Origin of the sequence: Pseudomonas sp. CROZ-RG-20F-R04-15, assembly GCF_022662375.1 — a bacterium.
Classification (GTDB): Bacteria; Pseudomonadota; Gammaproteobacteria; order Pseudomonadales; family Pseudomonadaceae; genus Aquipseudomonas.
This window is the reverse complement of sequence record NZ_JAKNQL010000005.1, coordinates 44,421-68,704: the sequence shown is the minus strand read 5'-3', so window position 1 is coordinate 68,704 and position 24,284 is coordinate 44,421. Positions and strand designations below refer to the sequence as shown.

Annotated in this window: 20 protein-coding genes and 1 pseudogene; 15 read left to right on the top strand and 6 right to left on the bottom strand. The window is 60.7% G+C overall.

The genetic code is table 11. The features are described from left to right. Nucleotides 1-60: 60 nt before the first annotated feature. From L8H52_RS09825 to L8H52_RS09810, 4 genes are all read left to right on the top strand, one after another. Complete coding sequence (locus L8H52_RS09825; protein ID WP_242206889.1) at nucleotides 61-771, top strand: ABC transporter ATP-binding protein; 711 nt, start codon at nucleotides 61-63, stop codon at nucleotides 769-771. A gap of 1 nt (nucleotide 772) precedes the next feature. Continuing rightward, nucleotides 773-2,038 (top strand): ABC transporter permease, encoded by a 1,266-nt coding sequence (locus L8H52_RS09820; RefSeq protein WP_242206888.1) that lies wholly within the window; start codon nucleotides 773-775, stop codon nucleotides 2,036-2,038. Between the two features lie 11 nt (nucleotides 2,039-2,049). After that, complete coding sequence (locus L8H52_RS09815) at nucleotides 2,050-2,568, top strand: DUF3299 domain-containing protein (RefSeq protein ID WP_242206887.1); 519 nt, start codon at nucleotides 2,050-2,052, stop codon at nucleotides 2,566-2,568. Between the two features lie 248 nt (nucleotides 2,569-2,816). Then, nucleotides 2,817-3,515, top strand: coding sequence for an OmpW family outer membrane protein (locus L8H52_RS09810; protein ID WP_007910962.1), 699 nt, complete (start codon nucleotides 2,817-2,819; stop codon nucleotides 3,513-3,515). Nucleotides 3,516-3,881: 366 nt separating this feature from the next. Here L8H52_RS09810 and L8H52_RS09805 read toward each other — a convergent pair whose 3' ends face one another. Both L8H52_RS09805 and L8H52_RS09800 read right to left on the bottom strand, forming a co-directional pair. Further along, the gene (locus L8H52_RS09805; RefSeq protein WP_242206886.1) at nucleotides 3,882-4,814 is read right to left on the bottom strand and encodes an NAD-dependent epimerase/dehydratase family protein; all 933 of its coding nucleotides are present in this window, start codon (nucleotides 4,812-4,814) and stop codon (nucleotides 3,882-3,884) included. Beyond that, nucleotides 4,807-5,691, bottom strand: a complete 885-nt coding sequence (locus tag L8H52_RS09800; protein ID WP_150650668.1) for a sugar nucleotide-binding protein — start codon at nucleotides 5,689-5,691, stop codon at nucleotides 4,807-4,809. Before L8H52_RS09800 ends, L8H52_RS09805 begins: the two co-directional genes overlap by 8 nt. Nucleotides 5,692-5,998: 307 nt before the next feature. On the opposite strand from L8H52_RS09800, the gene L8H52_RS09795 reads away from it, so the two are divergent. Beyond that, entirely contained in the window at nucleotides 5,999-10,276 is a 4,278-nt protein-coding gene (locus L8H52_RS09795) for a DEAD/DEAH box helicase (protein WP_242206885.1), read from the top strand. Nucleotides 10,277-10,390: 114 nt separating this feature from the next. On the opposite strand, the gene L8H52_RS09790 is transcribed toward L8H52_RS09795, so the two are convergent. Continuing rightward, nucleotides 10,391-12,484 (bottom strand): mechanosensitive ion channel domain-containing protein, encoded by a 2,094-nt coding sequence (locus L8H52_RS09790; RefSeq protein ID WP_242206884.1) that lies wholly within the window; start codon nucleotides 12,482-12,484, stop codon nucleotides 10,391-10,393. Nucleotides 12,485-12,882: 398 nt separating this feature from the next. On the opposite strand from L8H52_RS09790, the gene L8H52_RS09785 reads away from it, so the two are divergent. The 4 genes from L8H52_RS09785 to L8H52_RS09770 are packed head-to-tail and all read left to right on the top strand — an operon-like array spanning nucleotide 12,883 to nucleotide 16,857. Further along, nucleotides 12,883-13,809, top strand: coding sequence for a DUF72 domain-containing protein (locus L8H52_RS09785; protein WP_242206883.1), 927 nt, complete (start codon nucleotides 12,883-12,885; stop codon nucleotides 13,807-13,809). Beyond that, nucleotides 13,806-14,603, top strand: a complete 798-nt coding sequence (locus L8H52_RS09780; RefSeq protein WP_242206882.1) for an endonuclease/exonuclease/phosphatase family protein — start codon at nucleotides 13,806-13,808, stop codon at nucleotides 14,601-14,603. Before L8H52_RS09785 ends, L8H52_RS09780 begins: the two co-directional genes overlap by 4 nt. Beyond that, nucleotides 14,600-15,874, top strand: coding sequence for a cardiolipin synthase ClsB (clsB, locus tag L8H52_RS09775; RefSeq protein WP_242206881.1), 1,275 nt, complete (start codon nucleotides 14,600-14,602; stop codon nucleotides 15,872-15,874). The genes L8H52_RS09780 and clsB overlap by 4 nt, the downstream gene beginning before the upstream one ends. After that, nucleotides 15,871-16,857: a lysylphosphatidylglycerol synthase domain-containing protein gene (locus L8H52_RS09770; RefSeq protein WP_242206880.1), complete on the top strand. Its 987-nt coding sequence runs from the start codon at nucleotides 15,871-15,873 to the stop codon at nucleotides 16,855-16,857. Before clsB ends, L8H52_RS09770 begins: the two co-directional genes overlap by 4 nt. Before the next feature lie 112 nt (nucleotides 16,858-16,969). Here L8H52_RS09770 and L8H52_RS09765 read toward each other — a convergent pair whose 3' ends face one another. From L8H52_RS09765 to L8H52_RS09755, 3 genes and pseudogenes are all read right to left on the bottom strand, one after another. After that, a complete protein-coding gene (locus tag L8H52_RS09765; protein ID WP_242206879.1) occupies nucleotides 16,970-17,728 on the bottom strand; it encodes an alpha/beta fold hydrolase in 759 nt (252 codons plus the stop codon). Further along, nucleotides 17,718-18,827, bottom strand: a complete 1,110-nt coding sequence (locus tag L8H52_RS09760; protein WP_242206878.1) for a DUF3182 family protein — start codon at nucleotides 18,825-18,827, stop codon at nucleotides 17,718-17,720. Before L8H52_RS09760 ends, L8H52_RS09765 begins: the two co-directional genes overlap by 11 nt. Nucleotides 18,828-19,101: 274 nt before the next feature. Further along, a pseudogene (locus tag L8H52_RS09755) lies at nucleotides 19,102-20,099 on the bottom strand (GlxA family transcriptional regulator). 101 nt (nucleotides 20,100-20,200) lie between these two features. Between L8H52_RS09755 and L8H52_RS09750 the strand changes: the two are divergent. The 6 genes from L8H52_RS09750 to L8H52_RS09725 all read left to right on the top strand — a co-directional run bounded on the left by L8H52_RS09750 (nucleotide 20,201) and on the right by L8H52_RS09725 (nucleotide 24,283). Then, nucleotides 20,201-20,755 (top strand): cysteine hydrolase family protein, encoded by a 555-nt coding sequence (locus tag L8H52_RS09750; RefSeq protein WP_242206877.1) that lies wholly within the window; start codon nucleotides 20,201-20,203, stop codon nucleotides 20,753-20,755. 145 nt (nucleotides 20,756-20,900) lie between these two features. Beyond that, entirely contained in the window at nucleotides 20,901-21,569 is a 669-nt protein-coding gene (locus L8H52_RS09745; protein WP_242206876.1) for a YjfI family protein, read from the top strand. Nucleotides 21,570-21,586: 17 nt separating this feature from the next. Next, entirely contained in the window at nucleotides 21,587-22,285 is a 699-nt protein-coding gene (locus L8H52_RS09740) for a PspA/IM30 family protein (protein WP_038362095.1), read from the top strand. A gap of 199 nt (nucleotides 22,286-22,484) precedes the next feature. Beyond that, on the top strand, nucleotides 22,485-23,135 hold the full coding sequence (locus L8H52_RS09735) for a DUF2491 family protein (RefSeq protein ID WP_242206875.1): 651 nt from the start codon (nucleotides 22,485-22,487) through the stop codon (nucleotides 23,133-23,135). Between the two features lie 15 nt (nucleotides 23,136-23,150). Continuing rightward, nucleotides 23,151-23,576, top strand: a complete 426-nt coding sequence (locus tag L8H52_RS09730) for a DUF350 domain-containing protein (protein ID WP_016983572.1) — start codon at nucleotides 23,151-23,153, stop codon at nucleotides 23,574-23,576. A gap of 17 nt (nucleotides 23,577-23,593) precedes the next feature. Next, nucleotides 23,594-24,283 carry a DUF1190 domain-containing protein gene (locus L8H52_RS09725; protein WP_242206874.1) on the top strand — a complete coding sequence of 230 codons (690 nt, stop codon included), beginning with the start codon at nucleotides 23,594-23,596 and terminating at the stop codon, nucleotides 24,281-24,283. Nucleotide 24,284 lies beyond the last annotated feature (1 nt).

Genomic DNA, 24,284 nt, shown 5'->3' with positions numbered 1-24,284 from the left:
GCTTTCGCGAGCAAGCTCGCTCCCACAGGGGTTATGTGTTCACCTCATGAAACTGGTGCCATGACCCAAGCACTCATCGAACTGTCCGACCTGGGCTTCAACTGGCCCGGTCACCCGCAACTGCTGGACATCCCGGCGTTTCGTCTGGAAGCCGGCGAAACCCTGTTCCTCAAGGGCCCCAGCGGCAGCGGCAAGACCACCCTGCTCGGCCTCCTCGGTGGCGTGCAGAAACCCGGTCGCGGCAGCATCCGTCTGCTCGGCCAGGAACTGACCGAACTCTCCGCCGGCGCCCGCGACACCTTTCGCGTCGATCACACCGGCTACATTTTCCAGCAGTTCAACTTGCTGCCATTCCTTTCGGTGCGCGAAAACGTTGAACTGCCGTGTCACTTTTCCAAATTGCGCGCGCAACGGGCGAAACAGCGTCACGGCAGCGTCGACCAAGCCGCTGCCACCCTCCTCGCCCACTTGGGCCTGAAGGATGAAAGCATCCTCAGCCGTCGCGCCGATTCGTTGTCGATCGGTCAACAGCAACGGGTCGCCGCCGCGCGAGCGTTGATCGGCCAACCCGAGCTGGTGATCGCCGACGAACCGACCTCGGCGCTGGATTACGACGCCCGGGAAAACTTCATCCGCCTGCTGTTCGCCGAATGCCGTGAAGCCGGTTCCAGTCTGCTGTTCGTCAGCCATGACCAGAGTCTGGCGCCGCTGTTCGACCGTCACCTGTCCCTGGCCGAGCTCAATCGCGCCGCCACGTCTGCCGAGGTCTGAGATGTATCTGTTTCGTCTGGCCATGGCCAGCCTGGCCAACCGCCGCTTTACCGCGTTGCTCACTGCCTTCGCCATCGCCCTGTCGGTGTGCCTGCTGCTCGCCGTCGAGCGTGTGCGCACCGAAGCCAAAGCCAGTTTCGCCAGCACCATCAGTGGCACCGACCTGATCGTCGGCGCGCGTTCCGGCTCGGTAAATCTGCTGCTGTACTCGGTGTTCCGCATCGGCAACGCCACCAACAACATCCGTTGGGACAGCTTCGAACACTTCGCCAGCAACCCGAAAGTGAAGTGGGCAATCCCGATGTCCCTCGGCGATTCCCATCGCGGTTACCGCGTGATGGGCACCACTGAAGCCTATTTCGAACATTACCAATACGGTCGCCAGCAACACCTGGCACTGGCCGACGGTCGCGCGTTTGCGACAGATCCGTTTGAAGTGGTGCTCGGTGCCGAAGTGGCCGACGCGCTGCACTACAAACTCGGCGACCAACTGGTGCTGGCCCACGGCGTGGCGGCGATCAGTCTGGTCAAACACGATGACAAACCGTTTACCGTGGTCGGCATTCTCAAGCGCACTGGCACTCCGGTGGACCGCACGCTGCACATCAGCCTCGGTGGCATGGAGGCGATTCACATCGACTGGCACAACGGCGTGCCGGCGCGCGGCAACGGCCGGATCACGGCGGATCAGGCGCGCAACATGGACCTGACGCCGCAAGCAATCACCGCGTTCATGCTTGGTCTCAACAGCAAGATTTCCACGTTTGCGCTGCAACGCGAGATCAACGAATTCCGTGGCGAGCCGATGCTGGCGATCCTGCCGGGCGTGGCCCTGCAAGAGTTGTGGAGCCTGATGAGCACTGCCGAAAAAGCGCTGTTCGTGGTTTCTCTGTTCGTGGTGCTGACCGGGTTGATCGGCATGCTCACGGCGATTCTCACCAGCCTCAACGAACGGCGCCGCGAGATGGCGATTCTGCGTTCGGTCGGCGCGCGGCCGTGGCATATCGCGAGCCTGTTGGTGCTGGAAGCCTTTGCTTTGGCGTTGACCGGTGTGATTGCCGGACTTGCTTTGCTGTACATCGGCATCGCCGCTGCGCAGGGCTACGTGCAGGCCAATTACGGTTTGTTCCTGCCGCTGGCGTGGCCGAGCGAGTATGAATGGACGCTGCTCGGTGGCATTCTGGCCGCCGCGCTGCTGATGGGCAGCGTGCCGGCCTGGCGCGCGTACCGCCAATCCCTGGCCGATGGCCTGTCGATCCGTTTATGAGGATGTTCACCATGCCCCGCGCTGCACTCGCGCTGCTGTTGCTGATCGCCCTGCCCGTGTGGGCAGCGGCGCCGAAAGACCTGACGTGGTCGGAGATGATTCCGCCGGACGCCGCGCCGGAAGTGCCGAACATGACCCCGCTGCATGACATGTCGAAGATGAGTGATGCGTTATCTGCCGAGGCGGCGCCAGCGGCGAAGCAGGACATGCCGGATGCGCCGGTGGTGCAATCACTCGACGGTCAGAACATTCGTTTGCCGGGCTACATCGTGCCGCTGGAAGTCAATGAAGAGGGACGCACCACCGACTTTTTGCTGGTGCCGTATTTCGGCGCCTGCATCCACGTGCCACCACCGCCATCGAACCAGATCGTGCACGTGAAAAGCGAGTTGGGCGTGAAGCTCGATGAGCTGTATCAGCCGTACTGGGTCGAGGGGCCATTGCAGGTCAAGGCATCGAGCAGCGAACTGGCGGATGCCGGGTATCAGATGGATGCCGACAAGATTTATGTGTATGAGCTGCCGGAGTAATTCCCGGTAATTTTGTGCTGTTTGCAATGCCCCCTTCGCGAGCAGGCTCGCTCCCACAGGTTTCGGTGGTGACCATAATTTTGTGGTCGACTCGATCACTGTGGGAGCGAGCTTGCTCGCGAAGGGGCCGGCAAAGGTTCCGCAAAAACCCGCCCCTTCACTGTTTCATTGAGCTGAGTCAAAAGACCGTATCAGTTGGCTTCGTACCATAGGACATCGAACATTTTTAACGTCCTTTCGGAGCCCCCATGAACAAGTCCTTGCTCAGCGCTTCGCTGTTTGCCCTCGCGCTCGCAGCCCCGCTCGCCCATGCCCACGAAGCCGGTGACATTCTCATCCGCGCCGGTGCAATCACCGTCAACCCGAAGGCCGACAGCTCCAGCGTCAAGGTCGATCAGGGTCCGTTGAGCGGCACCAATCTGGGCGGCAAGGCGACCATGAGCAGCGACACCCAACTGGGTCTGAACTTCGCCTACATGCTGACCGATCACGTCGGCCTCGAGTTGCTCGCGGCCACGCCATTCGAGCATGACGTCAAACTCAAGGGCACTGCCCTGCCAGCGGCCAACGGCAAGCTCGGCACCCTGAAACACTTGCCGCCGACTCTCAGCGTTGTGTACTACCCGCTGGATTCGAAGTCGCCGTTCCAGCCTTACGTCGGCGGTGGCATCAACTACACCTGGATCTATGACGAGCACGTCGGCAGCGAAGCCAGCGCCAACGGTTTCAGCAACTTCAAGGCGAAAAACTCCTGGGGTCTGGCCTGGCAGGTCGGTGCAGACTACATGCTGACCGACAACATCATGCTCAACGCCCAAGTGCGCTACATCGACATCGATACCCGCGCTACCGTCGAGAACAACGCCGTTGCACCGGGCACTCGCGCACGGGTGAACGTGGATGTGGATCCGTTCATCTACATGGTCGGTTTGGGCTATAAGTTCTAAGTCGAGTTACCGAACGTTCACGTGGTGGTGAATGAGGCTTGGTGGTGGGCAGACTTAGAACTGACGGCGACATTACGCAGTTGATCGGGGGATAACATTCCCTCGCCACAGGGATAGCGACATATTCCGGCCGTGAAAAAGGCGCCTGTCAAAGGGCGCCTTTTTCATGTCTGCCTGAAATTTTTTGGCGTGAGCTGGATTTCCCCCTCACCCCAGCCCTCTCCCTCAGGGAGAGGGGGAAAGGGAGCCGATTTGTGTGCTTTTCAAATTCGAGTTCGACTCGATATTTCAGGTCGATGTATCACGCACAAACACCTCGGTCAGTCCCCTCTCCCCCCGGGAGAGGGTTAGGGTGAGGGGCTCTTTTCAGGCACGCCCCAACAACCGCGCCAAACCCACGCTCATCGGCGTCTGCTGCGGCAGTTTGAAGCGCTCCAGCAATCGAGCATTGTTCGCCCGCGAATGCCGGATATCACCTGAACGTGCCGGGCCATAACTGATCGGCGGCAATTCACCGACCACTGCTTGCAGCGCTTCAAGCATCTGCTTGAGGCTCATCGACTGATTCCAGCCGACGTTCACCGCTCCGACGTCCACTTCAGGTTTTTCGATCGCCTGCACCAGCAGATCGACGAGGTCTTCGACATAGAGGAAATCGCGCGTCTGCTCACCATCACCGAACACGGTAATCGGCAAGCCTTTCTGCGCGCGTTCGCTGAAGATGCTGATCACCCCGGAATACGGCGAGGACGGATCCTGGCGCGGGCCGAAGATGTTGAAGAAGCGGAAAATCACCGGCTCCAGCGCATGCTGGCGGCGATAGAAATCGAAATAGTGTTCGCCCGCCAACTTGTCCGAGGCGTAAGGCGTCAGCGGCGCTTTGGGCGTGTCTTCATCAATCGATTCGCCCTCACCGTTGTTGCCGTACACCGCCGCACTGGAGGCATACACCACACGCTTGACCCCGGCCAGACGCATGGCTTCGCAGACGTTCAGCGTGCCGATGAAATTGCTCTGGTGAGTTTTTACCGGATCATCCACCGACGCCTGCACCGACGCCACCGCCGCCAAGTGAGCGACCGCGCTGCAGCCGTGCATGGCCTTGGCTACCAGCGCCGCATCGGCGACATCGCCAACAATCAGCTCAAGCTTAGGATTATCCAGTGGCAGATTGCTGCGTTTGCCGGTCGACAAGTCGTCGAGGATGCGCACCGAGTGCCCGGCAGCGAGCAAGGCATCGGTCAGGTGTGAGCCAATGAAACCGGCTCCGCCGGTGATTAATACAGTCCCTTTAGCCATGACGGTAGAACCTGTCCAGTAAGCCCGGGAGTGCGGCACGCCAGGCGCGCGGCTTGATCCCGAAAGTGTGCAGAATTTTCTTGCAGGCCAGCACCGCGTGTTGCGGCTCCTCGGCAGCGTCCGGCCGCGCGGCGTGGGCCTGGGCGGTCGGTGCTTCGATAGCCAGCGCATGCAGGCTGCGTGCTTCAGTCAAAATCGCTTGCCCCAACGCCAGCGGTGTCGTTGCCTCGTGGCCGGCGTAGTGATAAGTGCCCCATAGCGGCGCCGCGCAATCGAGTTGCTTGAGTACCGAAATGATCACTCGCGCGGCGTCATCGACCGGCGTCGGATTACCGCGGCGATCATCGGCCAGGAGCAATTCTTCTGGCTGCTCGGCACGCGCCAGGAAGCGACCGAGGGTGCCATCCGGGCTGTCATCGAGCAACCAGCCAAATCGTAGCAAAACGTGTTGCGGGCACGTGGCGCGCACGCTTTGCTCGATGCGCCACAACGCCTGACCGCGCAATCCGAGGGGCACCGGTTCGTCTTTTTCGCTGTACGCCGTGGCACGCGAACCATCGAACACCCGATAACTGGATGGCTGCACAAGAACGATGTTGTGGTGCTGGCATAGTTCGGCCAGACGCTCAACCGCGCGTTCCTGCCCGGCCATGCGACTTTCGCTGACGGTTTCGGCCTGGAACCAGTCGAAATAGTAGGCGAGGTTGATCAACGCATCGGGACGGGTGTCGTCGAGCAATTGGGTCAGGCTCGCGGCATCCCAGCCGTTTTCGGGCGGGCGGGGGGCGAGGAAACCGATGTCTTCCTCCGCACCGAGGCGAATCAGCGCCTGCCCAAGGGCATTTCCGCCGCCCAGTAACATAAGGCGCATTCGCATAGAGTCAGCAGGCCCAGTCTGATTGGAACGATGGCTTTAGCGACGGATCTTGTGGAACCGTCGTCGATAATTGCCGGAATCGTTGCATTTTGCGGGTTTAGTGCGCAACCGTCATCCGTAAAGTGTACATCGCAGGGATTTGTGTCATGGCCACTGGCCCCTTCGCGAGCAGGCTCGCTCCCACAAGGGATTTGTGTACGCCGCAAATCCCTTGTGGGAGCGAGCCTGCTCGCGAAGGGGTCCGGCCAGACACTGAAGATCCCAGCGGTACTTGCATCTTCCCACCCGCGCCCGCATAACTTAAATCATGAATCTGCCCATCCCCACGGACGCGGCCCTGGCAGGCTTTCACCCCGCCGTCAGCGCCTGGTTCAGCCACACATTCGCGACGGTTACCGCCGCCCAGGCCCGCGCATGGCCGTTGATCCGCCAGCGTCGTTCGACACTGATCGCCGCGCCCACCGGTTCCGGAAAAACCCTCACTGCATTTCTCGCCGTGCTCGACGACCTCGTCCACCGTGGCCTGGAAAACCCCGACGGTCTGCCCGCCGAAACCCTGGTGGTCTACGTTTCGCCGCTGAAAGCGCTGTCCAACGACATCCGCATCAACCTGCAAAACCCGCTGGCCGGAATTACCGGGCAACTGCGGCAGATGAACCTGCCCGAACTGCAAATCACCACCGCCGTGCGTACCGGTGACACCCCGCAGAAAGAACGCGCGGCCATGCGCAAATCGGCACCGCACATTCTGGTGACCACACCGGAATCGCTTTACGTGCTGCTCGGCTCCGAATCCGGACGAAAAATGCTCGGCACCACGCGCACGGTGATCATCGATGAAATCCACGCAATAGCCGCCGGCAAGCGCGGCAGCCACCTGGCGCTGAGCCTTGAACGCCTGCAAGCGTTGTGCGCCGAACCGCTGACCCGCATCGGCCTGTCCGCTACACAAAAACCGGTCGAAGCCGTGGCGCAATTTCTGGTTGGTCATGATCGTCGCTGCGAAATCATCGACATTGGCCACGCGCGTCCACGGGATCTGGGCATCGAAGTACCGCCGGTGCCGTTGTCGGCAGTCATGGCCAACGATGTCTGGGAGCTGGTCTACGACCGCCTCGCGGAACTTGCCCGCGAGCACCGCACCACGCTGATTTTCGTCAACACCCGGCGACTGGCCGAGCGCCTCAGCCGGCACCTCAGCGAACGCCTCGGCAAGCACGCGGTGGCGGCGCACCACGGCAGTCTGGCCAAGGAGTTTCGCCTCGACGCCGAACAACGCCTCAAGCGCGGTGAGCTTCAGGTGTTGATCGCCACCGCCTCGCTGGAATTGGGCATCGATATCGGCGAAGTCGATCTGGTCTGTCAGATCGCTTCACCGCGCTCCATCGCCGGATTTCTGCAAAGGGTCGGTCGCTCTGGGCACCAGGTCGGCGGCACGCCCAAAGGTCGGCTGTTCGCCATCACCCGCGACGACCTTATCGAATGCGCCGCCCTGCTCGACTGCGTGCGCCGTGGCGAACTCGATACCCTGCACATCCCCATCGCGCCGCTGGATGTGCTGGCGCAACAGATCATCGCCGAAGTCAGCTGTCAGGAATGGTCGGAGGATGCCCTGCTGGCGATGTTCCGCCAAGCCTCGCCGTATCGTGATCTCGACGAAAGACACTATCAGTCCCTGCTGAGCATGCTCGCCGAAGGCTACAACGGTCGACAGGGCATCCGCAGCGCTTATCTGCACCGCGACGCCGTCAGTCGCACCTTGCGTGGCCGGCGTGGCGCGCAACTGACTGCCGTGACCAGCGGCGGCACGATTCCCGACAACGCCGATTACAGCGTGATGCTCGAGCCGCAAGGCCTGAACATCGGCAGCGTCAACGAAGACTTTGCCGTGGAAAGCATCGCCGGCGACGTGTTCCAGCTCGGCAATACGTCGTATCGGATCCTGCGCGTGGAAACCGGCAAGGTTCGGGTCGAGGATGCCCACGGCCAACCGCCGACCATTCCGTTCTGGCTCGGTGAAGCACCGGGGCGCAGCGATGAGTTGTCGTCGGCTGTCGCACGTCTGCAAGCGCAGCTCGACGAACTGCTCGGCGCCAGCCCCGGCGACCTGCAACCGGCGCTCGACTGGCTGATCGACACCCTCGGCCTCAACCGCGCCAGCGCCGAACAACTGGTCGAATACCTCGCCCGCGCCCGGCAGACCCTCGGCGCCCTGCCCTCGCAAGACACGCTGCTGATGGAGCGCTTTTTCGACGAATCCGGTGGCACCCAACTGATCATTCACTCGCCGTTCGGCAGCCGCATCAACCGCGCCTGGGGCCTGGCCCTGCGCAAGCGATTCTGCCGCACCTTCAACTTCGAATTGCAGGCTGCCGCCAGCGAAGACGCGATCGTCCTGTCGTTGTCCACCAGCCACAGTTTTGAACTGGATGACATTTGGCGTTACCTGCACAGCAACAGCGCCGAGCACATCCTCATTCAAGCGGTGCTCGATGCGCCGCTGTTCGGCGTACGCTGGCGCTGGAATGCCGGCGTGGCGCTGGCGCTGCCGCGTTTTACCGGCGGGCGCAAAGTCGCCCCGCAGTTGCAGCGGATGAAAAGCGAGGACCTGATTGCCAGCGTGTTTCCCGATCAGATTGCCTGCCTGGAAAACCTCGCCGGTGAGCGGGAAATCCCCGAACATCCATTGATCGAGCAAACCCTCGACGACTGCCTGCACGAGGCGATGGACAGCGAAGGCTGGCTCAATCTGCTGCGGCGCATGGAGCGTGGCGAAGTGCGTCTGATCAGCCGCGATCTGCCGGCGCCCTCGCCGCTCGCGGCGGAGATTCTCAGCGCGCGGCCCTACACCTTTCTCGACGATGCACCGCTGGAAGAACGTCGCACTCAAGCAGTGATCAACCGCCGCTGGAGCGATCCACAATCGACCGATGATCTCGGCGCGCTGGACGCGGACGCCATCAACGCTGTGCGCGAAGAAGCCTGGCCGACACCGAACACTGTGGATGAAATGCACGAGGCGTTGATGAGCCTGGCGTGCATCAGCGAGGCTGAACTGCATGCGAACGCAGGTTGGCGGGATGCTCTGGCCAGCGGCGGTCGCGCCTGCCGATTGCAAATAGATCCGGAGCATTGCGTGTGGCTGGCCCGCGAACGTCTGACTTGCCTGCAAGCACTTTATCCACAGGCCCAACTTCAACCCGAATTGGAGGCGTTACCGGGATTCGCTGAAACCTGGACATTCGATGAGGCGCTGATCGAAGTGCTCCGCGCCCGTCTTGGTGCCTTCGGCCCGTTACCGATAACCGCAATTGCCGAACCTCTTGCGCTGCCGACCATTCAAGTCGCTCAAGCGCTCGCTCAACTGGAACGCGAAGGTTATGTGCTGCGCGGCCAATTCACCCCGGGATTGGCGGTAGAAGAATGGTGCGAACGGCATCTGCTCGCGCGCATTCATCGCTACACGGTCAAGCGTCTGCGCCGGGAAATCGAACCGGTGGCGTTGCAGGATTTCATGCGTTTCCTGTTCGACTGGCAGCATTTGTCGCCCGCGACTCGCGGCCAGGGCAGCGCGGTGTTGACGGCGATTGTCGGCCAGTTCGAAGGCTACGCAGCGGCGGCTTCGGCGTGGGACAGCGACATTCTCCCGACGCGCCTGAAAGACTATTCGCCGAGCTGGCTGGATGATCTGTGCCGCAACGGCAAACTGGTGTGGACGCGTCTCAGCGCCCGGCAAAAAATCAGTGGCACGGCGTTGCGCAGCACGCCGATTGTGTTGCTGCCACGCAGTCAGGTCGGATTGTGGAGTGCGTTGGCCGAACAGACACCTGTGAGCGAGCTGTCGCCGAAAACTCAAAAGGTGTTTGAAGCCTTGAGTCAGCACGGCGCGCTGTTTTTTGATGAGCTGATTCATGAAGCGCACCTGCTACGCACGGAACTGGAAATCGCCTTGCAGGAACTGGTCGGCGCCGGCCTGGTGAACGCCGACAGCTTTGCCGGATTGCGCGCGTTGATCACCCCGCCGAGCAAGCGCCAGCAGCGCAGCAGTCGGCGCGGGCGCGGCGCGTTTGTCGGCGGCATGGATGACGCCGGGCGCTGGGCGTTGTTGCGGCGTGGCGCGGCTGTGGATAACAGCGAGACGCTGGAACACGTAGCCATGACCTTGTTGCGGCGTTACGGCGTGGTGTTCTGGCGGCTGCTGGAACGCGAGGCGGATTGGCTACCGAGTTGGCGGGAATTGCTGCGCACGTTTCATCGGCTGGAAGCGCGGGGCGAAATTCGTGGCGGGCGGTTTGTCAGTGGTTTGGCGGGGGAACAGTTTGCCTTGCCCGAAGCGATACCATTATTGCGCGAAGTGCGGCGGCGGCCGCATGACGGCAGTCTGGTTGCGGTGTGCGGGGTGGATCCGCTGAATCTGGCCGGGACGTTGTTGCCGGGGGTGAAGGTGCCGGCACTGGTGAGTAATCGGTTGGTTTATCGCGATGGTTTGCCGGCGGCGGCGGAGATTGCCGGCAAGCAGCAGTTTTGGCTGGAGCTGGATCAGATTGCGATGGAGCAGGTGCGCGGCAAATTGATCCGGCATTAAGGGTGTTTGGGCTGAAGTCTTCGCGAGCAGGCTCGCTCCCACATTGTGACCGCGTTCCCCTGTGGGAGCGAGCTTGCTCGCGAAGAGGCCGGCACTGCCCCACATAATCTTGCGTTAAGTCCGCGATTCCTGCGGCAACTCGCTCGCCATTACCTCACCCTCCTGCTGCCGCTTCGGCAACAAAACCTGCTGTGGATAAGTCTGCGCGAAATGCACCACCGGGCTGTTATCCACAAGCTTTTTCAAACGCTGATTGAACGCCCGACTCACCGCATACTGCCCACCCGACACCGTTCTGAACTGCGCCGTCAGCACCACGCCGTTCAAATCCATCCTGTCCACACCAAACACGTCCAGCGGCCCTTGCAGGTTGTACTTGAGGAATGGGTCTTCGCGGATCGAATCGCCGGTCTCGCGAATCAGCTCGATGGCTCTATCCACGTCCGTGTCGTAGGTGAACTGCACTGAGAAAAACGCAAAGGCAAACTGCCGCGATTGGTTGGTCACCGCCTTAATCTGGCCGAACGGCACCGAGTGCACAAAGCCCTTTCCGTCACGCAGACGCAGGGTACGAATGGTCAGCCCTTCAACCGTGCCGGCATGCCCGGAATCAAGCACCACCCAATCACCAATCGACAGCGTGTCTTCGATGATGATGAACAGCCCGGTGATGACGTCCTGCACCAGTTGCTGCGAACCGAAACCGATGGCCAGACCGACCACGCCGGCGCCAGCCAGCAACGGCGCAACGTTGATCCCAAGGTTGGCCATGGTGGTAATCGCGCAGATCACCACGAGGATGATTTTGATCGCGTTGCGCAGCAGCGGCAGAATGGTTTTCACCCGCGTGCTCGGCTGGCGTGCGCCGCGTTTGCTGACCGGTGGTTTCAGCGCCTCCTGTATCGCCGTGTCGAGCACCACCCACAGCAGCCACGTCACCAGGAAGATCAGGCCGATGCTGCTCAGCGCGTTGCTGATTGCTCGTCCGACCGTACTGCTCTGGGCGAAATCGAGCAGCGACACGCCCCAGATCCGCCCGAGAATATCGATGAAGGCAATGGCGATGACGATCCGCAGCAACGCGTGAAGCAGACTGAGAAAACGCTCTTTGTAAGCACTGCTGCGCTGGATCGCTTCGGCTTTTCGCGACTTGAACAAGTGCTGCAGGATCGTGCTGAGGAACACCGTACCGATCAGCAGCACCGTGGTGAACAACGCGCAACGCAGGGCCTTCTGATTGTCCTCGCCGATGCCGATCAGATTGACGGCCGAGACCAGCACCATCAGCACGATCGGCCAATACCACAGCCCTGAGAAAATCCGCAGCGACTCCTGCAACGAGGGTTGTTTCAAGCGCTGGCTCAGCGAACGATTGCGGATCAGGTGCGCCACCGGGCGACGCAGGCGAATCACCAGCAGACCGAAAATGATCGAGGCGATCAGCCCGGTGAACACCGCAATGCTGCTGGTGATATTGCCGCCCAACTGCCGGGCGATCTGCGGGCTGGTCAGCGCATCACTGAGCGCCGCGAGGAAGCCGATCAGGAACAGCGGACGCGGGCAATAATCACGAATGATCCGCGCCGCCGGACGCTTATGGCCGACGTTGAACATCACCACCACGCACAGCAACATCGAGGTAGAAAAGATACCGCTGCTGGTGGCGTAGGCCAGACACAGCGCCAGCGCGCGCCCTACCGAGGCTTGCAGAAAATGGCTGACGTACAGCGTCAGCGGCAGGCAGATCAGCGCCGGCACGGTGTACGGCAGCAAATAACCGAGCAGATCCTGGCTGCGCTGGCGGGTGCGCAACCAGCGCCCTTCGCGCAGGCGCTTGGCCAACAGGCTGCCCAGCACGGTCAATAACGCGAAACTGCCGAGCCAGACTCCCGACAGCGTGAGGAAATCCCCGGTAATGCTCCAGCCCGAACGGTTCGACGGTTGATTGACCAGTTTGTCGACCTCATCGGCGGCGCGATCGGCGCGCAGGCGCCAGGCGTCGACCAGATGCTCGTTGAGGTCGAGTTTGTCCTGTACGTCGTCGATGCTCGAACTGATCGCACCGAGCAGGCCGCCCTGCACAATCGGTTCAGGTTTGGCCGCCTCTTCGGCGGCGGCCGGGACGCCCGGCAGTGCAGCGGCGTCGATTTCACTGGCGCCGAGAAACAGCAGTGCTCCCAGCACAATGGCGATCCTGAACTTGATCAAAACTCCGATCTCCCGTGACTGAACCTGTAAGGAACTGATCGATATTTGTACGGCAAGTTCAAGAGCGCCCTCACCCCAGCCCTCTCCCAGAGGGAGAGGGAGCTGACCGAGTTGAATACTAGAAGTACATCGACCTGCAAGTCCGGAGTCGAATTCAAGTTCTGGAAACCATAAAGGACCAGCTTCCTTATCCCTTGTGAGGCGAACTCAAACCCTGAGAACTCTGCAGATCAGCTCCCTTCCCCCTCGCCCCCTTGGGGGAGAGGGTTGGGGTGAGGGGGAACGCTTTTGATCTTCGCCTTGGACGTGACCGTCGGTAATACCGTCGAAACTTTCCACAACCGCCCGCAGTCATCAAAAGACACTGGCAACACGAGGACTTTCGACGGGAGGGCGGCATGGCAACGATTCACATCGGTATTTCCGGCTGGCGCTACGCACCGTGGCGCGGGGACTTCTACCCCAAGGGACTGGCGCAGAAACGCGAATTGCAGTTCGCCTCGCGAGCGGTCAACAGCATCGAAATCAATGGATCGTTCTACGCCCTGCAACGGCCCGAACGCTACGCCCAGTGGTACGCCGAAACGCCCGACGATTTCGTCTTCAGCGTCAAGGCGCCACGTTTCATTACCCACATCCGTCGCTTGCGCGAGATCGAAAAACCACTGGCGAATTTCTTCGCCTCCGGTGTGCTGGAACTCAAGGAAAAGCTCGGGCCGATCCTTTGGCAATTTCCGCCAAACTTCAAATTCGAGCCTGAGCGCTTCGAACACTTCCTCTCGTTATTGCCCCACGACACTGAAGCCGCCGCCACCCTCGCCCATCAGCACGATTCGCACCTGCACGGCCACGCGAGCATGAAAGCCTACGGCAAAAAACCGCTGCGCCATGCTGTGGAAATCCGCAACGAAAGTTTCATCGACCCAGAGTTCGTGCGCTTGTTGAAACGCCACAACACCGCGCTGGTGATCGCCGACACCGCCAACAAATGGCCGTACCGCGAAGACCTCACCAGCGACTTTGTCTATTTGCGCCTGCACGGCGCTGAAGAGCTTTACGCCAGTGGCTACACCGCGCCGGCCCTCAAGCGCTGGGCCGAGCGCATTGACGCCTGGCACCACGGCGAGCAACCCAAAGACGCGCATTTGATTGCGCCACGCCTTAAGCCACGCGTACGCAAATCCCGCGAAGTGTTCTGCTACTTCGACAACGACATCAAGGTCCGCGCGCCCTACGACGCACGCGATCTGCTGCATCGCTTCGAACTGGATAAAGACCTCGCCACCGCCCCCGGTGAACCTGTTGCCGAAGGGGTACTGCCATGAGCATTCCAGAACCGGTCGGCTTCACGGATGAAGGCTCGGTGGTCGCGCCTTCGGTTCGCACCTTCACGGTGCTGACGGTCAACACTCACAAGGGTTTTACCGCGCTCAACCGACGCTTCATCCTGCCGGAGTTGCGCGAAGCGGTGCGCAGCGTCGCGGCCGACGTGGTGTTCCTGCAGGAAGTTCATGGCACCCATGAACAGCATCCCAAGCGCTACAACAATTGGCCGACGATGCCGCAGTACGAATTCCTCGCCGACAGCCTCTGGCCGCAGTTCGCCTATGGGCGCAACGCGGTGTACCCGGAGGGCGATCACGGCAACGCACTGCTGTCGAAATTCCAGATCATCCGCCACGACAACCTCGACGTGTCGATCAGCGGCCACGAGAACCGTGGTCTGCTGCATTGCGTGCTACGCCTGCCCGGTGACGGCACCGAAGTGCATGCCATTTGCGTGCATCTGGGTCTGCGCGAAAGTCATCGCAATGCGCAACTGCAATTGCTGATGCAACGCCTGGCAGAACTGCCGGATGACGCACCGGTGATTGTTGCCGGCGACTTCAACGACTGGCGCCAGCGCGCCGATGCGCAACTCAAACCCTGTGGCCTGCGCGAAGTATTTGCCGAGCAGCAGGGCAAACCGGCGCGCAGTTTCCCGGCGCGCCTGCCGACACTGCGGCTCGACCGCATTTACGTGCGCAATCTCAAGGCCAGATTGCCGAAAGTCCTGGCAAACCGCCCCTGGTCGCACCTTTCCGACCATGTTCCGTTATCGGTGGAGATCGAACTATGAGCAGCGCACCACTGGAGAAATCCGCCGTGGAACCGATCGCCATCACCCCGCCGATACGCGAGCCCGGCCAGGTCGATGTCGAGTATCACTGGCAGGGCAACAACCGTGTCGAACTGCTGGAAAACGGTGAAGAATTTTTCCCGCGAGTCTTCGAAGCGATGCGCGCGGCGAAGAGTGAGATCCTCCTCGAGACCTTTATCGTTTTCGAAGACAAGGTCGGTGCCGAGTTGCAGGAGATTCTGATCGACGCCGCCCGGCGCGGCGTGCGCACCACCGTCAGCCTCGACGGCTTTGGTTGTGGCGAGTTGACCACCGGTTATCTCACCGCGTTGAGCGAAGCCGGGGTGCATTTGCAGATCTTCGACCCGGCGCCGAAACGCCTGGGCATTCGCACCAACTGGTTCCGCCGTTTGCACCGCAAGATCGTGGTGGTCGACGGTTTGATCGCGTTCATTGGCGGGATCAACTTTTCCGGCGATCACCTGGCCGATTTCGGTCCCGAAGCCAAGCAGGACTACTCGGTGCAAGTGCAGGGTCCGGCGGTCGCCGACATTCATCACTTCGCCCTGCTGCAAAGCGGTCGCCCCGGACGCGCACGTTTCTGGTGGCAACGCCGGCGCCAGCGTCGCGCCGAGATGGCCTTCACTGATCACGATGGTCAGGTGCGCCTGGTGTTCCGCGATAACGACCAGCACCACAGTGATATCGAAGACGTGTATTTGCAGGTACTGCGCCGCGCCAAACGCCGCGTGGTGATCGCCAACGCCTACTTCTTCCCCGGTTACCGCTTGCTGCGGGAAATCCGTAATGCGGCGCGGCGCGGGGTCGAGGTACGCCTGATTCTGCAAGGCCAGCCGGACATGCTGGTGGCCAAACTCGCGGCGCGCATGACCTACGATTATTTGCTCAAGGCCGGCGTACAGATTCACGAATATTGCCAGCGCCCGCTGCACGGCAAAGTCGCGCTGGTCGATGAGGAATGGAGCACCGTCGGTTCAAGCAATCTCGACCCGCTGAGCCTGTCGCTGAACCTTGAAGCCAACGTGCTGATCCGCGACCGCGCCTTCAATCAGCATTTGTTCGAGCGCCTCGAAGACCTCAGCCAAAACCACTGCAAAGCCATGGACGCCAGCCAGTCGCCACGTGGGCGCATCTGGCACATGACTGTGGGTTTTCTGGTGTTCCACTTTCTGCGGCATTTCCCGGCGATGGCGGGTTGGCTGCCGGCGCACAAACCTAGGCTCAAGCCGTTTCGAGGTGACCGCTCATGAGCCATTCCGAGGCGCATTCCGCCAAGCATTCGACGCCAGCAACGCACTCGAAATGGAGCCGCTGGAAGCGTCCGTTGACGCTGCTGTTTTTCCTCGCGTTGATCGTGTTGCTGACGATGTTCGCCACGCGCATCGAATGGGCCGAGGTGCTGCAAACCCTCGCCGATTTCAAAGTGCGCACCTTGATTATCGCCGCCAGCCTGACCCTGCTGAGCTTTCTGGTGTATGCCAGTTTCGACCTGATCGGCCGCACTTACATTCGTCAGGACCTGACCTGGAAACAGATTCTGCCGGTGGGGATCATCAGCTATGCGTTCAACCTCAATCTGAGTGCCTGGGTCGGCGGTATCGCCATGCGCTATCGGCTGTATTCGCGCCTTGGCGTGAGCAAAGGCAACATCGCCAAGATCCTCGGTCTGAGCCTGGCGACCAATTGGTTTGGCTACATGACCATTGCCGGCGTGGTGTTCAGCAGTGGGCTGGTGACAATGCCGCCGGGCTGGAAAATCAGCAGCGCGGCGTTGCAAGGCATTGGTGTTCTGTTACTGCTGATCAGCGCCGGCTATCTGGCGGCGTGTCAGTTCTCCAAGCGCCGTGAATGGTCAATTCGCGGGGTGGAAATCAATCTGCCGTCGCTGCGCATGGCCGTCCTGCAATTGCTGCTGGGGGCGTTGAACTGGTCGCTGATGGCGGCGGTGATTTTCACCTTGTTGCCGAGCAAACTGGATTATCCGCTGGTGCTGGGGGTGCTGTTGATCAGTGCGATCGCCGGGGTCATTACGCATATTCCGGCGGGGCTTGGGGTGTTGGAGGCAGTGTTTGTGGCATTGCTGCAACACGAGGCTTCACGTGGCAGTCTGGTTGCAGGACTGTTGGCGTATCGGGCGATTTATTTTCTGCTGCCGCTGTTGATTACGGTGGTGATGTATCTGGTGGTTGAAGCGAAGGCGAAGGCGCTGCGGATCGAGAAGAACCCTTCCTGATTTTTTGGGTGAAGTTGATGGCCTCTTCGCGAGCAAGCTCGCTCCCGTATTTGAAACGCGATCCCTGTGGGAGCGAGCTTGCTCGCGAAGGCGTCCGAAAGAACACTACAGCTCATGCAGACTGAATAATGCTCAACCGTTCACCCACGACCATCTCGGTAATCCAGTCCACCAGTATCGAGGTGTACGCCTGCTGCGACACAGGCTCGCTCAGCGCATGATCGGCGCCATCGATAATCCGGTGCGTAAGTGAATGGGTCTGCTGGCACGCTGCGCGGTAACTCATGATCGCCGCGTGGGGCACGTAGTCATCGGTTTCCGATTCCACCAGCAACACATCCCCGGTGAATTGCGAACAGGCGTGCAAGGCGCGATTGCTATCAGCGCGCACCAGCGTGCTGCGGTAATCCCGCAAATCCGCTTTATCCAGCTCACGCTTGGGTGTGTGCCATTGCTCATCGCGGTACAACGCCGGCACCCGCAGCGCCAGCCAGCGCACCGGGCGTAGCGAGGTCAGGATCGCAGCCAGATAACCGCCATAACTGGTGCCGACCACGGCGATCGCGGAAGTGTCGAGCGCCGGATGCGCCAGCAAGCGGTCATAGGCAGCGAGCAAATCACGCAGGTTATCTTCACGGGTAACGCGGGTCAGCGGGATCCCGGTGCCACCGGTGTGTCCGCGCAAGTCGAAGGTCAGACAGACACATCCGAGACCGGCGATGCCTTTGGCCCGCTCGAGATCACGTTCCTGACTGCCGCCCCAACCGTGTACGAACAACACCCCCGGGACTTTCGATTTTGGACTGAGAAATGTCCCGCTCATCTGTTCATCATCAATGTCGATTTGAATGCTTTCGCTTCTAGCCGTCATAGGATTTGACCGTTACGTATTTGAGGAGAAATTCGCTGTTCTCAGCCGGCCCGCGATAGACCTCGATGGCGTCCGCCGGCAGCGGCTGATCGATATAGGTTTCCACCGAAGACACGCGGATCGCGCGCATCCCCGGATCGTTGACGAAACTTTGCAATGCCGCAACCTCAGCACTGCTGGCACCGCCCATGCGCCAGGACTGTTCGAGCACACCGCTGCGGGTTTTGCCGTTGCTGTCCCGGCCTTGGGCGATGTCGTAGTTGCGCCGTGAGGCATAGAAGCGCGGATAGGCTTCATTGGCGGCAGCGTCGAAAACCTGCGCCTGCTCGATGGCCAGACGCACATCGTCAGGCAGATCCAGCCTCAGCAGCTCGTCGTAACCACCCTGCACCACGAGCAAGTTCGAGCCGCCGTAAACCTCTTCGCCGTGGGCATCCTTGGTCAAGTATTGATCACCGCAGTAACTCAGCACTTTATCGCCGATGAATGACTGGCCGACGCTGTGGGTGACGACATCGCTCAGGTCCTGCTCCAGCACCACGCCTGCGCTGAACAACTTCGCGGCTTCAGGTCGAGCGAGAACTTCGTCGAAGGCGTCGAGGCTTTTGATCACTTCCTGGCCGCGTCCGGCGCAGGCGTGAATCGGCTTCAGGCGAATGGGACCGCTGTACAGCAGATGCTCGGCGGCGGGCCGCGCATCCGCCAGCGCAAACACACTGAGGCCATCGAGCACGACATTGCGCACCCGCTCGGAAAACAGCGGTGACCAACCTTGCGGCGCGTGGGCCAGATGACTGCGCAGGCCATGGCTGATCGCTTTGGTGCAGATGAAATCGTGTTCGACGAAGCCGCCCCACAGATCGTCCGGGCCCTTGATGCCGAGCTCACGGGCCTGGTCGGCGCCAACGATGGTTTGCGTTGGCAACAGGTAGAGATCGCGACCCTGATGTTTCGCAGCGTCGTAACTGCCACCGAATTCAAACCCTGATATCTGCGCCAGCCAGCGGGCCAGGGCCTTGTTGGTCTGCACCTCATGCTGCGGCGCGTCAGGGCGCACCGAGTGGGCGACGACAATTTTCCTGCGGGGTGTCGGGGTCATGCGGTCCCCTTCTATCGATGACTGTAGCGATGAGCGGTGCAGAGATCAGGCCAACGGCCGCTCCACAAAAATCCTAGTCCAATCAGAAACTTGCCGGAATCGTGCTGGCACCACGCCTGTTTCAATCTGCACGACCGCGCGCCAAACCCCGGCAAATTGCACGATCTATGGCCCTGTGAAGTTCATTGTGGGAGCGAGCCTGCTCGCGAAGGCGTCGGGTCAGTCGACATCAAACTTGCTGACCAGCGCTTTCGCGAGCAGGCTCGCTCCCACATTAGGCATTCGACGTTTTCGAAAACGGGGTCACACCAAACCGCGCCCGATAATCACTCGGCGCCAGCCCGGTAATCTTCTTGAAGATCGCGCGAAACGCGCCCGGATCCTGATAGCCCACCGTCCACGCAATATGATCAATCGTGCCATTGCTGAACTCGAGCATCTCGCGCGCCTTGCCGACCCGCAGATGCTGGCAGTACTCGGTCGGTTTCAACCCGCTCGCCGCGCGAAAACGCCGTAGAAATGTGCGCTCCAACCCGGCCCGCTCCGCCATCGCCGTCAACGAAACATCCGTCGCACCGGTGCTTTGCAGCCAGTGCTGCACCTTGAGAATCGCCGCATCGCCATGCCCGAGAATAGGCGCGAAGTTACTGCCGCACTCGCTGGCGCTGTCGCTGTGCTCGATCACCAGGAATCGCGCAGTGGCGGTAGCAATGCTCGGCCCGAGCAGGCGGTCGACCAGGCGTAAACCCAGTTCCGACCAGGCCATCAATCCGGCCGTGGTGATCAGGTCGCCGTCATCGACAATCGGCGTATCAGCCTTGGTTTGATCTTCGGGTAACGCTCGGCAAAGGCCTTGGCCGAAGTCCAGTGAGTGGTGGCGCTGCGGCCGTCGAGCAAACCGCTTTCAGCCAACAGCAGCGAGCCCACACAGACGCCGCCGAGCGTCGCGCCAAGTGCATGTTGATCCCGTAGCCATTGCATCAGGCTGGCTGAGGTTTGCGCCGCCGAAAACCCGCCGATCGATGGCGGAATCAGCACCGCCAGAAAAGCGCTGTCGTCACCCGCATGACTGGCGTAAGTGCGCGTCGGCGGCTGATCACCTTCGACCTGCCAATGACTAACGCGCAGCAGCGGCAATTGCGCAGCCTGCTGCTCGGCGGCAATCCGGTTGGCCACCGCAAACAGATCAGTCAGACCATGCACCGCTGCCATCTGCGCGCCGGGATAGATCAGCACGCCCAGTTCAGCGATGGCAGCCCTTTCTGCGCCCATTGTCAGTTTTCCCCTGTCTATTGTCGGTGCGGCCAATCCACGAAATGTCGGCCAGCGCCAATACTAAAGCCACTTCCAGCCAACACATCGAGGACACACCCATGGCCAAGCAAGCGCTCATCGTAGTCGATATCCAGAACGACTACTTCCCCCAAGGCAAGTGGCCGCTGGCCGGTGCTGATGCCGCCGCCGACAACGCCGCCCGGCTGATCGCCGCGTTCCGCGATACCGGTGATTCGGTGGTGCACATTCGTCATGAGTTCACCTCGGCGGATGCGCCGTTTTTCACCCCGGGATCGGACGGCGCCAAGCTGCATCCGAAGGTGCTGAATCGCGTCGATGAACCGGTAGTGCTCAAGCATTTCGTCAACTCGTTCCGCGAAACCGAACTGCAAGCGATCCTTGATGAACAAGGCATCAAGGAATTGGTAGTCGTCGGCAGCATGAGCCACATGTGTGTTGACGGCATTACCCGTGCGGCAGCGGATCTGGGCTATACCGTCACCGTGATTCACGATGCCTGCGCCAGCCGCGATCTTGACTTCAATGGTCTTACGGTGCCGGCGGCCCACGTGCACGCTGCCTTCATGTCGGCGCTGGGATTCGCCTACGCCAGTGTGGTCTCCACCGACGAATTCCTCGCCGCCAATCGCTGAGTCACATTCTGCAAAAATAGCCGGCCCGCCCTGTTGCGGGCCTTTTTTCGTCTGTCATGAAAATCTCACGCGTGAGCCATTGATGGCACTTTGAATTGGTTGTAGTGTGGCTCACGCGTGAGATTTTCATAACCGAGCCATTGCCATGAAAAGCCGTTCCCCCACAGCGAAATCAGAGAGTCCGAAGGGAGAGCGCGCGAAACCGTCAGCGAAAAAACCGTCGAGCTTCTATATGAAGCAGATGCGCGCAGGCCTGGCCGCTGCCGGTTATGTGAAACACGAAACTTGGGTGCTTCCCGAAAACCGAAGCTTGCTCAAGCAAATGGAGCAACAGCTACGCCAACCGATTCTGGCTGGCTCTTTCATGTCGGAGAATTACATGAGCGCAGGCAACAACTGGACCATCGATAGCCTCTTCAACGCCCTCAAGGCTCTGGACGAGGTGGCTTCGCAAGAGATCACGCTGTCGCTGATCCAGAGCTCCGAACCCAGCATCAAGCTGGAAATGAACGAATTCGGCGGTCTGCCGATTCACATCGCCCTGGCCGGCCAGCAGATCATCGTCGACACCGTACTGGTAGACATCGATTCGATCTCGAACGTAGCGGCCTTCAACGACGCCGTGTTGCGCAGCCGGGAAATGTTCCCGCTGTCGTCAATCGGTATCGAGTCGATGCCCAACGGGCAGACCGTTTACAACATGTTTGGCGCCCTCAGCGCCGACTCGAGCCTGACCAACGTCGTCACCGAGGTGAAAACCCTGGTCGACAATGTGCAGCGCGCGAGTGAAGCCTTCGAACACTTCTTCAAGTAATCAACAGGGAATATCCAATGACTCAGTCCATCTGGAGCAAGTTGTTCACCGCACTGCGCGGCGGCGCCAACGAAGTCGGCGAAGCGATCGCCGACCAACAGGCCCTGCGCATCCTCGATCAGGAAATCCGCGATGCCGACAGTGCACTGTCGAACGCTCGCCGCGAACTGGTCACCATCATGGCCAAGCACAAACTGGCCGCCGACCGCGTGAGCGAGTACGACGCCAAGATCAAGGATCTGGAAGCCAAAGCCGTCTCGGCGCTGAACGCTGGCCGTGAAGACCTGGCGCTGGAAGTGGCCGAAGCGATTTCGACCCTGACCAACGAGCTGGATGTCGAGAAAAAGCAGAGCGACGAATTCGGCACTTACGCCGAAAACATGCGCAAAGACATCAGCAAAGCCGAGTCGCGTATCAAGAGCCTGCGCCAGCAAGTGGACATGGCCAAGGCCCGCGAAAGCGTGCAGAAAGCCCAGGTCAGCGCATCCATCGCCAGCGGCGGCGCCAATGGCAAACTGGAAACCGCCGTCGGTACGTTGAACCGCCTGCAAGCCAAGCAGCAGCAACGCGCGGCTGAATTGAGCGCTGCCGACGAACTGGCCGACGCTTCGACCGGCAACGACCTGGAACGCAAACTGCGCGACGCCGGCATCACGCCGAACGAAGGCAGCGCCAACGCGATTCTTGAGCGTCTGAAGCAAAAGTCCGCGCAGTAAGCAATTGCACAAAACCTGTGGGAGCGAGCTTGCTCGCGAAGACGGAGTATCAGTCGACATTTGAGTCAGCTGACATGACGCTTTCGCGAGCAGGCTAGCTCCCACATGGTTTGTGGCGTGTCGTTGATCGCTCAGCCCGCTACACTAGCCACGCTTTTTTCGCCGACGAACACTTCCACCCGCTTCAAGGAACGTACTCATGGGATGGTTTAAAGACTTGCTGGGCACCAGCAACTGGCAGACCGCTGCGCCAACACCGACCGTTGCCAGTGGCCCACTCGGCATGGCTCAGGGCAAGGCTGTCAGGTTCGATACGACGCTGGCGCTGTTGCTCGACGGTTCGACCACGGTGCGCGTGCCCTTTGATCAGGCGATCTGGAGCCACGGTTGGGTCGACCTCGGCCAGTCCAACAAACTGCACCGGTATTACATGAATGACGAGGATTTCTGGCTGCAGATCCACGTTACCGGTGACGATCAGATCGAATCGGTCACCCTGTTCAACTACCTCAGTTACGTGACGGTCAACAGTGACGCCGAACTGCAGCGCCTGGCCGGCCCCAACAGCTCGATCGGCTTGCCGACCTACACCCACGAAGGTGTCGAATACACCCGCGAGTGGGGCACCGAACAAGGCCAGACCGAACTGGTACCGATGACCGAACAAGTGGTCAATCCGGACGAGAGCTACACCATCGAACACCACTCCATGCTTTATGCGCGCGAGACCGGCCTGACCGATCGCCGCGAATTGCTGCTGTTCTCCGTCGAGCAGGACGAAGAAGGCACCGTCAGCCTGAGCACCTCGCTCGGCATCTCGCTGTACACGACAGATCTGAGCACCATTTAAAAAAGGAAGTTTTTCATGCTGGAAGTGCTGGCCGTTTCCCTGAACAAAACCGCGCTGGTCGGTTTCGTCGTCTACCTCATCGGCGCCGTACTGCTGTTCATGCTGTTCCAATTCGTCTACACGCGCATCACGCCGCACAAAGAGTTCGAGCTGATCCGCTCCGGTAACGTTGCCGCCGCCATCGCCTTGGCCGGCGCGATCATCGGCTTCGCGATTCCGGCGAGTAACGTGATTGCGTTTTCGGTCAATGTTCTCGACTTCGTACTCTGGGCAGTGATTGCCGCCGTCGTGCAACTGCTGGCCTTCCTCGCCACGGGCCTGGTGCTCAAAGGCACTTCGCAACGCATCGCCAACGGTGAAATCGCCTCTGGCATCTATGTCGCTGCGGTCGCGATCAGCGTCGGCATGCTCAATGCGGCGTGCATGACACCGTCTAACTGATCGGCAGGAAGCCTTCGATGAAACGCAGCAAATACGTTCAGTTGTCCCTCGCCGCCTCGGTGGCGATGGCCATTTCCGGCCAGGTGACAGCCGCGGATCAACCGCGCAATTTCCAGAGCCTGGAACAGTGTGTCGACGCCGAAGTGGCTGCCGATGTCTGCTCCAACGCCTACGTCGCCGCCCTGACCGAACACCGGCGCATCGCCCCGGCTTACGACGACAAGGCCAAGTGCGACGCGGACTTCGCCGCCGACTGGTGTCAGAAGAACTCCGACGGCCGTTTCGTGCCGAAACTCGGCGGCTTCAAGGTGCCTGCAAGCGGTGAACCGGCGCAGAATCTCGACGCCATCGCCGGCGCGCAAATGCCTGCGGGTGATGCGGCGGCGGTGCAGAATGTGCAAAACACTTCGCACACCTCCAGTGGCGGCGGCAACGGCTGGTTGACGGGCTGGCTGATCGGTAACGCCATGAGCAACAACGCCAATCGCACGGTTTACCGCGATCGCGAAACGCGTCAGCCGTACAACACCTCGACGCAGTACCGCAGAACCGAAACCACAACGCGCAGCCAGCCGGATTACGAGAGCAGCAAAAGCAAACCGGTCAACGTGGCGTCCTCGACCTCGCGCGGCGGCTTCGGCAGCCAGTCCAGTGCGCGTAGCGGCTGGGGTGGCTGGGGCAGCAGTTCCGGTCGTTCGAGCAGTTGAC

Excerpts from the sequence above, each read along its gene's own strand:
- L8H52_RS09825 (WP_242206889.1), top strand. The coding sequence starts at position 61 with ATGACCCAAGCACTCATCGAACTGTCCGACCTGGGCTTCAACTGGCCC.
- L8H52_RS09820 (WP_242206888.1), top strand. The coding sequence starts at position 773 with ATGTATCTGTTTCGTCTGGCCATGGCCAGCCTGGCCAACCGCCGCTTT.
- L8H52_RS09815 (WP_242206887.1), top strand. The coding sequence starts at position 2,050 with ATGCCCCGCGCTGCACTCGCGCTGCTGTTGCTGATCGCCCTGCCCGTG.
- L8H52_RS09810 (WP_007910962.1), top strand. The coding sequence starts at position 2,817 with ATGAACAAGTCCTTGCTCAGCGCTTCGCTGTTTGCCCTCGCGCTCGCA.
- L8H52_RS09805 (WP_242206886.1), bottom strand. The coding sequence starts at position 4,814 with ATGGCTAAAGGGACTGTATTAATCACCGGCGGAGCCGGTTTCATTGGC.
- L8H52_RS09800 (WP_150650668.1), bottom strand. The coding sequence starts at position 5,691 with ATGCGAATGCGCCTTATGTTACTGGGCGGCGGAAATGCCCTTGGGCAG.
- L8H52_RS09795 (WP_242206885.1), top strand. The coding sequence starts at position 5,999 with ATGAATCTGCCCATCCCCACGGACGCGGCCCTGGCAGGCTTTCACCCC.
- L8H52_RS09785 (WP_242206883.1), top strand. The coding sequence starts at position 12,883 with ATGGCAACGATTCACATCGGTATTTCCGGCTGGCGCTACGCACCGTGG.
- L8H52_RS09780 (WP_242206882.1), top strand. The coding sequence starts at position 13,806 with ATGAGCATTCCAGAACCGGTCGGCTTCACGGATGAAGGCTCGGTGGTC.
- clsB (WP_242206881.1), top strand. The coding sequence starts at position 14,600 with ATGAGCAGCGCACCACTGGAGAAATCCGCCGTGGAACCGATCGCCATC.
- L8H52_RS09770 (WP_242206880.1), top strand. The coding sequence starts at position 15,871 with ATGAGCCATTCCGAGGCGCATTCCGCCAAGCATTCGACGCCAGCAACG.
- L8H52_RS09765 (WP_242206879.1), bottom strand. The coding sequence starts at position 17,728 with ATGACGGCTAGAAGCGAAAGCATTCAAATCGACATTGATGATGAACAG.
- L8H52_RS09760 (WP_242206878.1), bottom strand. The coding sequence starts at position 18,827 with ATGACCCCGACACCCCGCAGGAAAATTGTCGTCGCCCACTCGGTGCGC.
- L8H52_RS09750 (WP_242206877.1), top strand. The coding sequence starts at position 20,201 with ATGGCCAAGCAAGCGCTCATCGTAGTCGATATCCAGAACGACTACTTC.
- L8H52_RS09745 (WP_242206876.1), top strand. The coding sequence starts at position 20,901 with ATGAAAAGCCGTTCCCCCACAGCGAAATCAGAGAGTCCGAAGGGAGAG.
- L8H52_RS09740 (WP_038362095.1), top strand. The coding sequence starts at position 21,587 with ATGACTCAGTCCATCTGGAGCAAGTTGTTCACCGCACTGCGCGGCGGC.
- L8H52_RS09735 (WP_242206875.1), top strand. The coding sequence starts at position 22,485 with ATGGGATGGTTTAAAGACTTGCTGGGCACCAGCAACTGGCAGACCGCT.
- L8H52_RS09730 (WP_016983572.1), top strand. The coding sequence starts at position 23,151 with ATGCTGGAAGTGCTGGCCGTTTCCCTGAACAAAACCGCGCTGGTCGGT.
- L8H52_RS09725 (WP_242206874.1), top strand. The coding sequence starts at position 23,594 with ATGAAACGCAGCAAATACGTTCAGTTGTCCCTCGCCGCCTCGGTGGCG.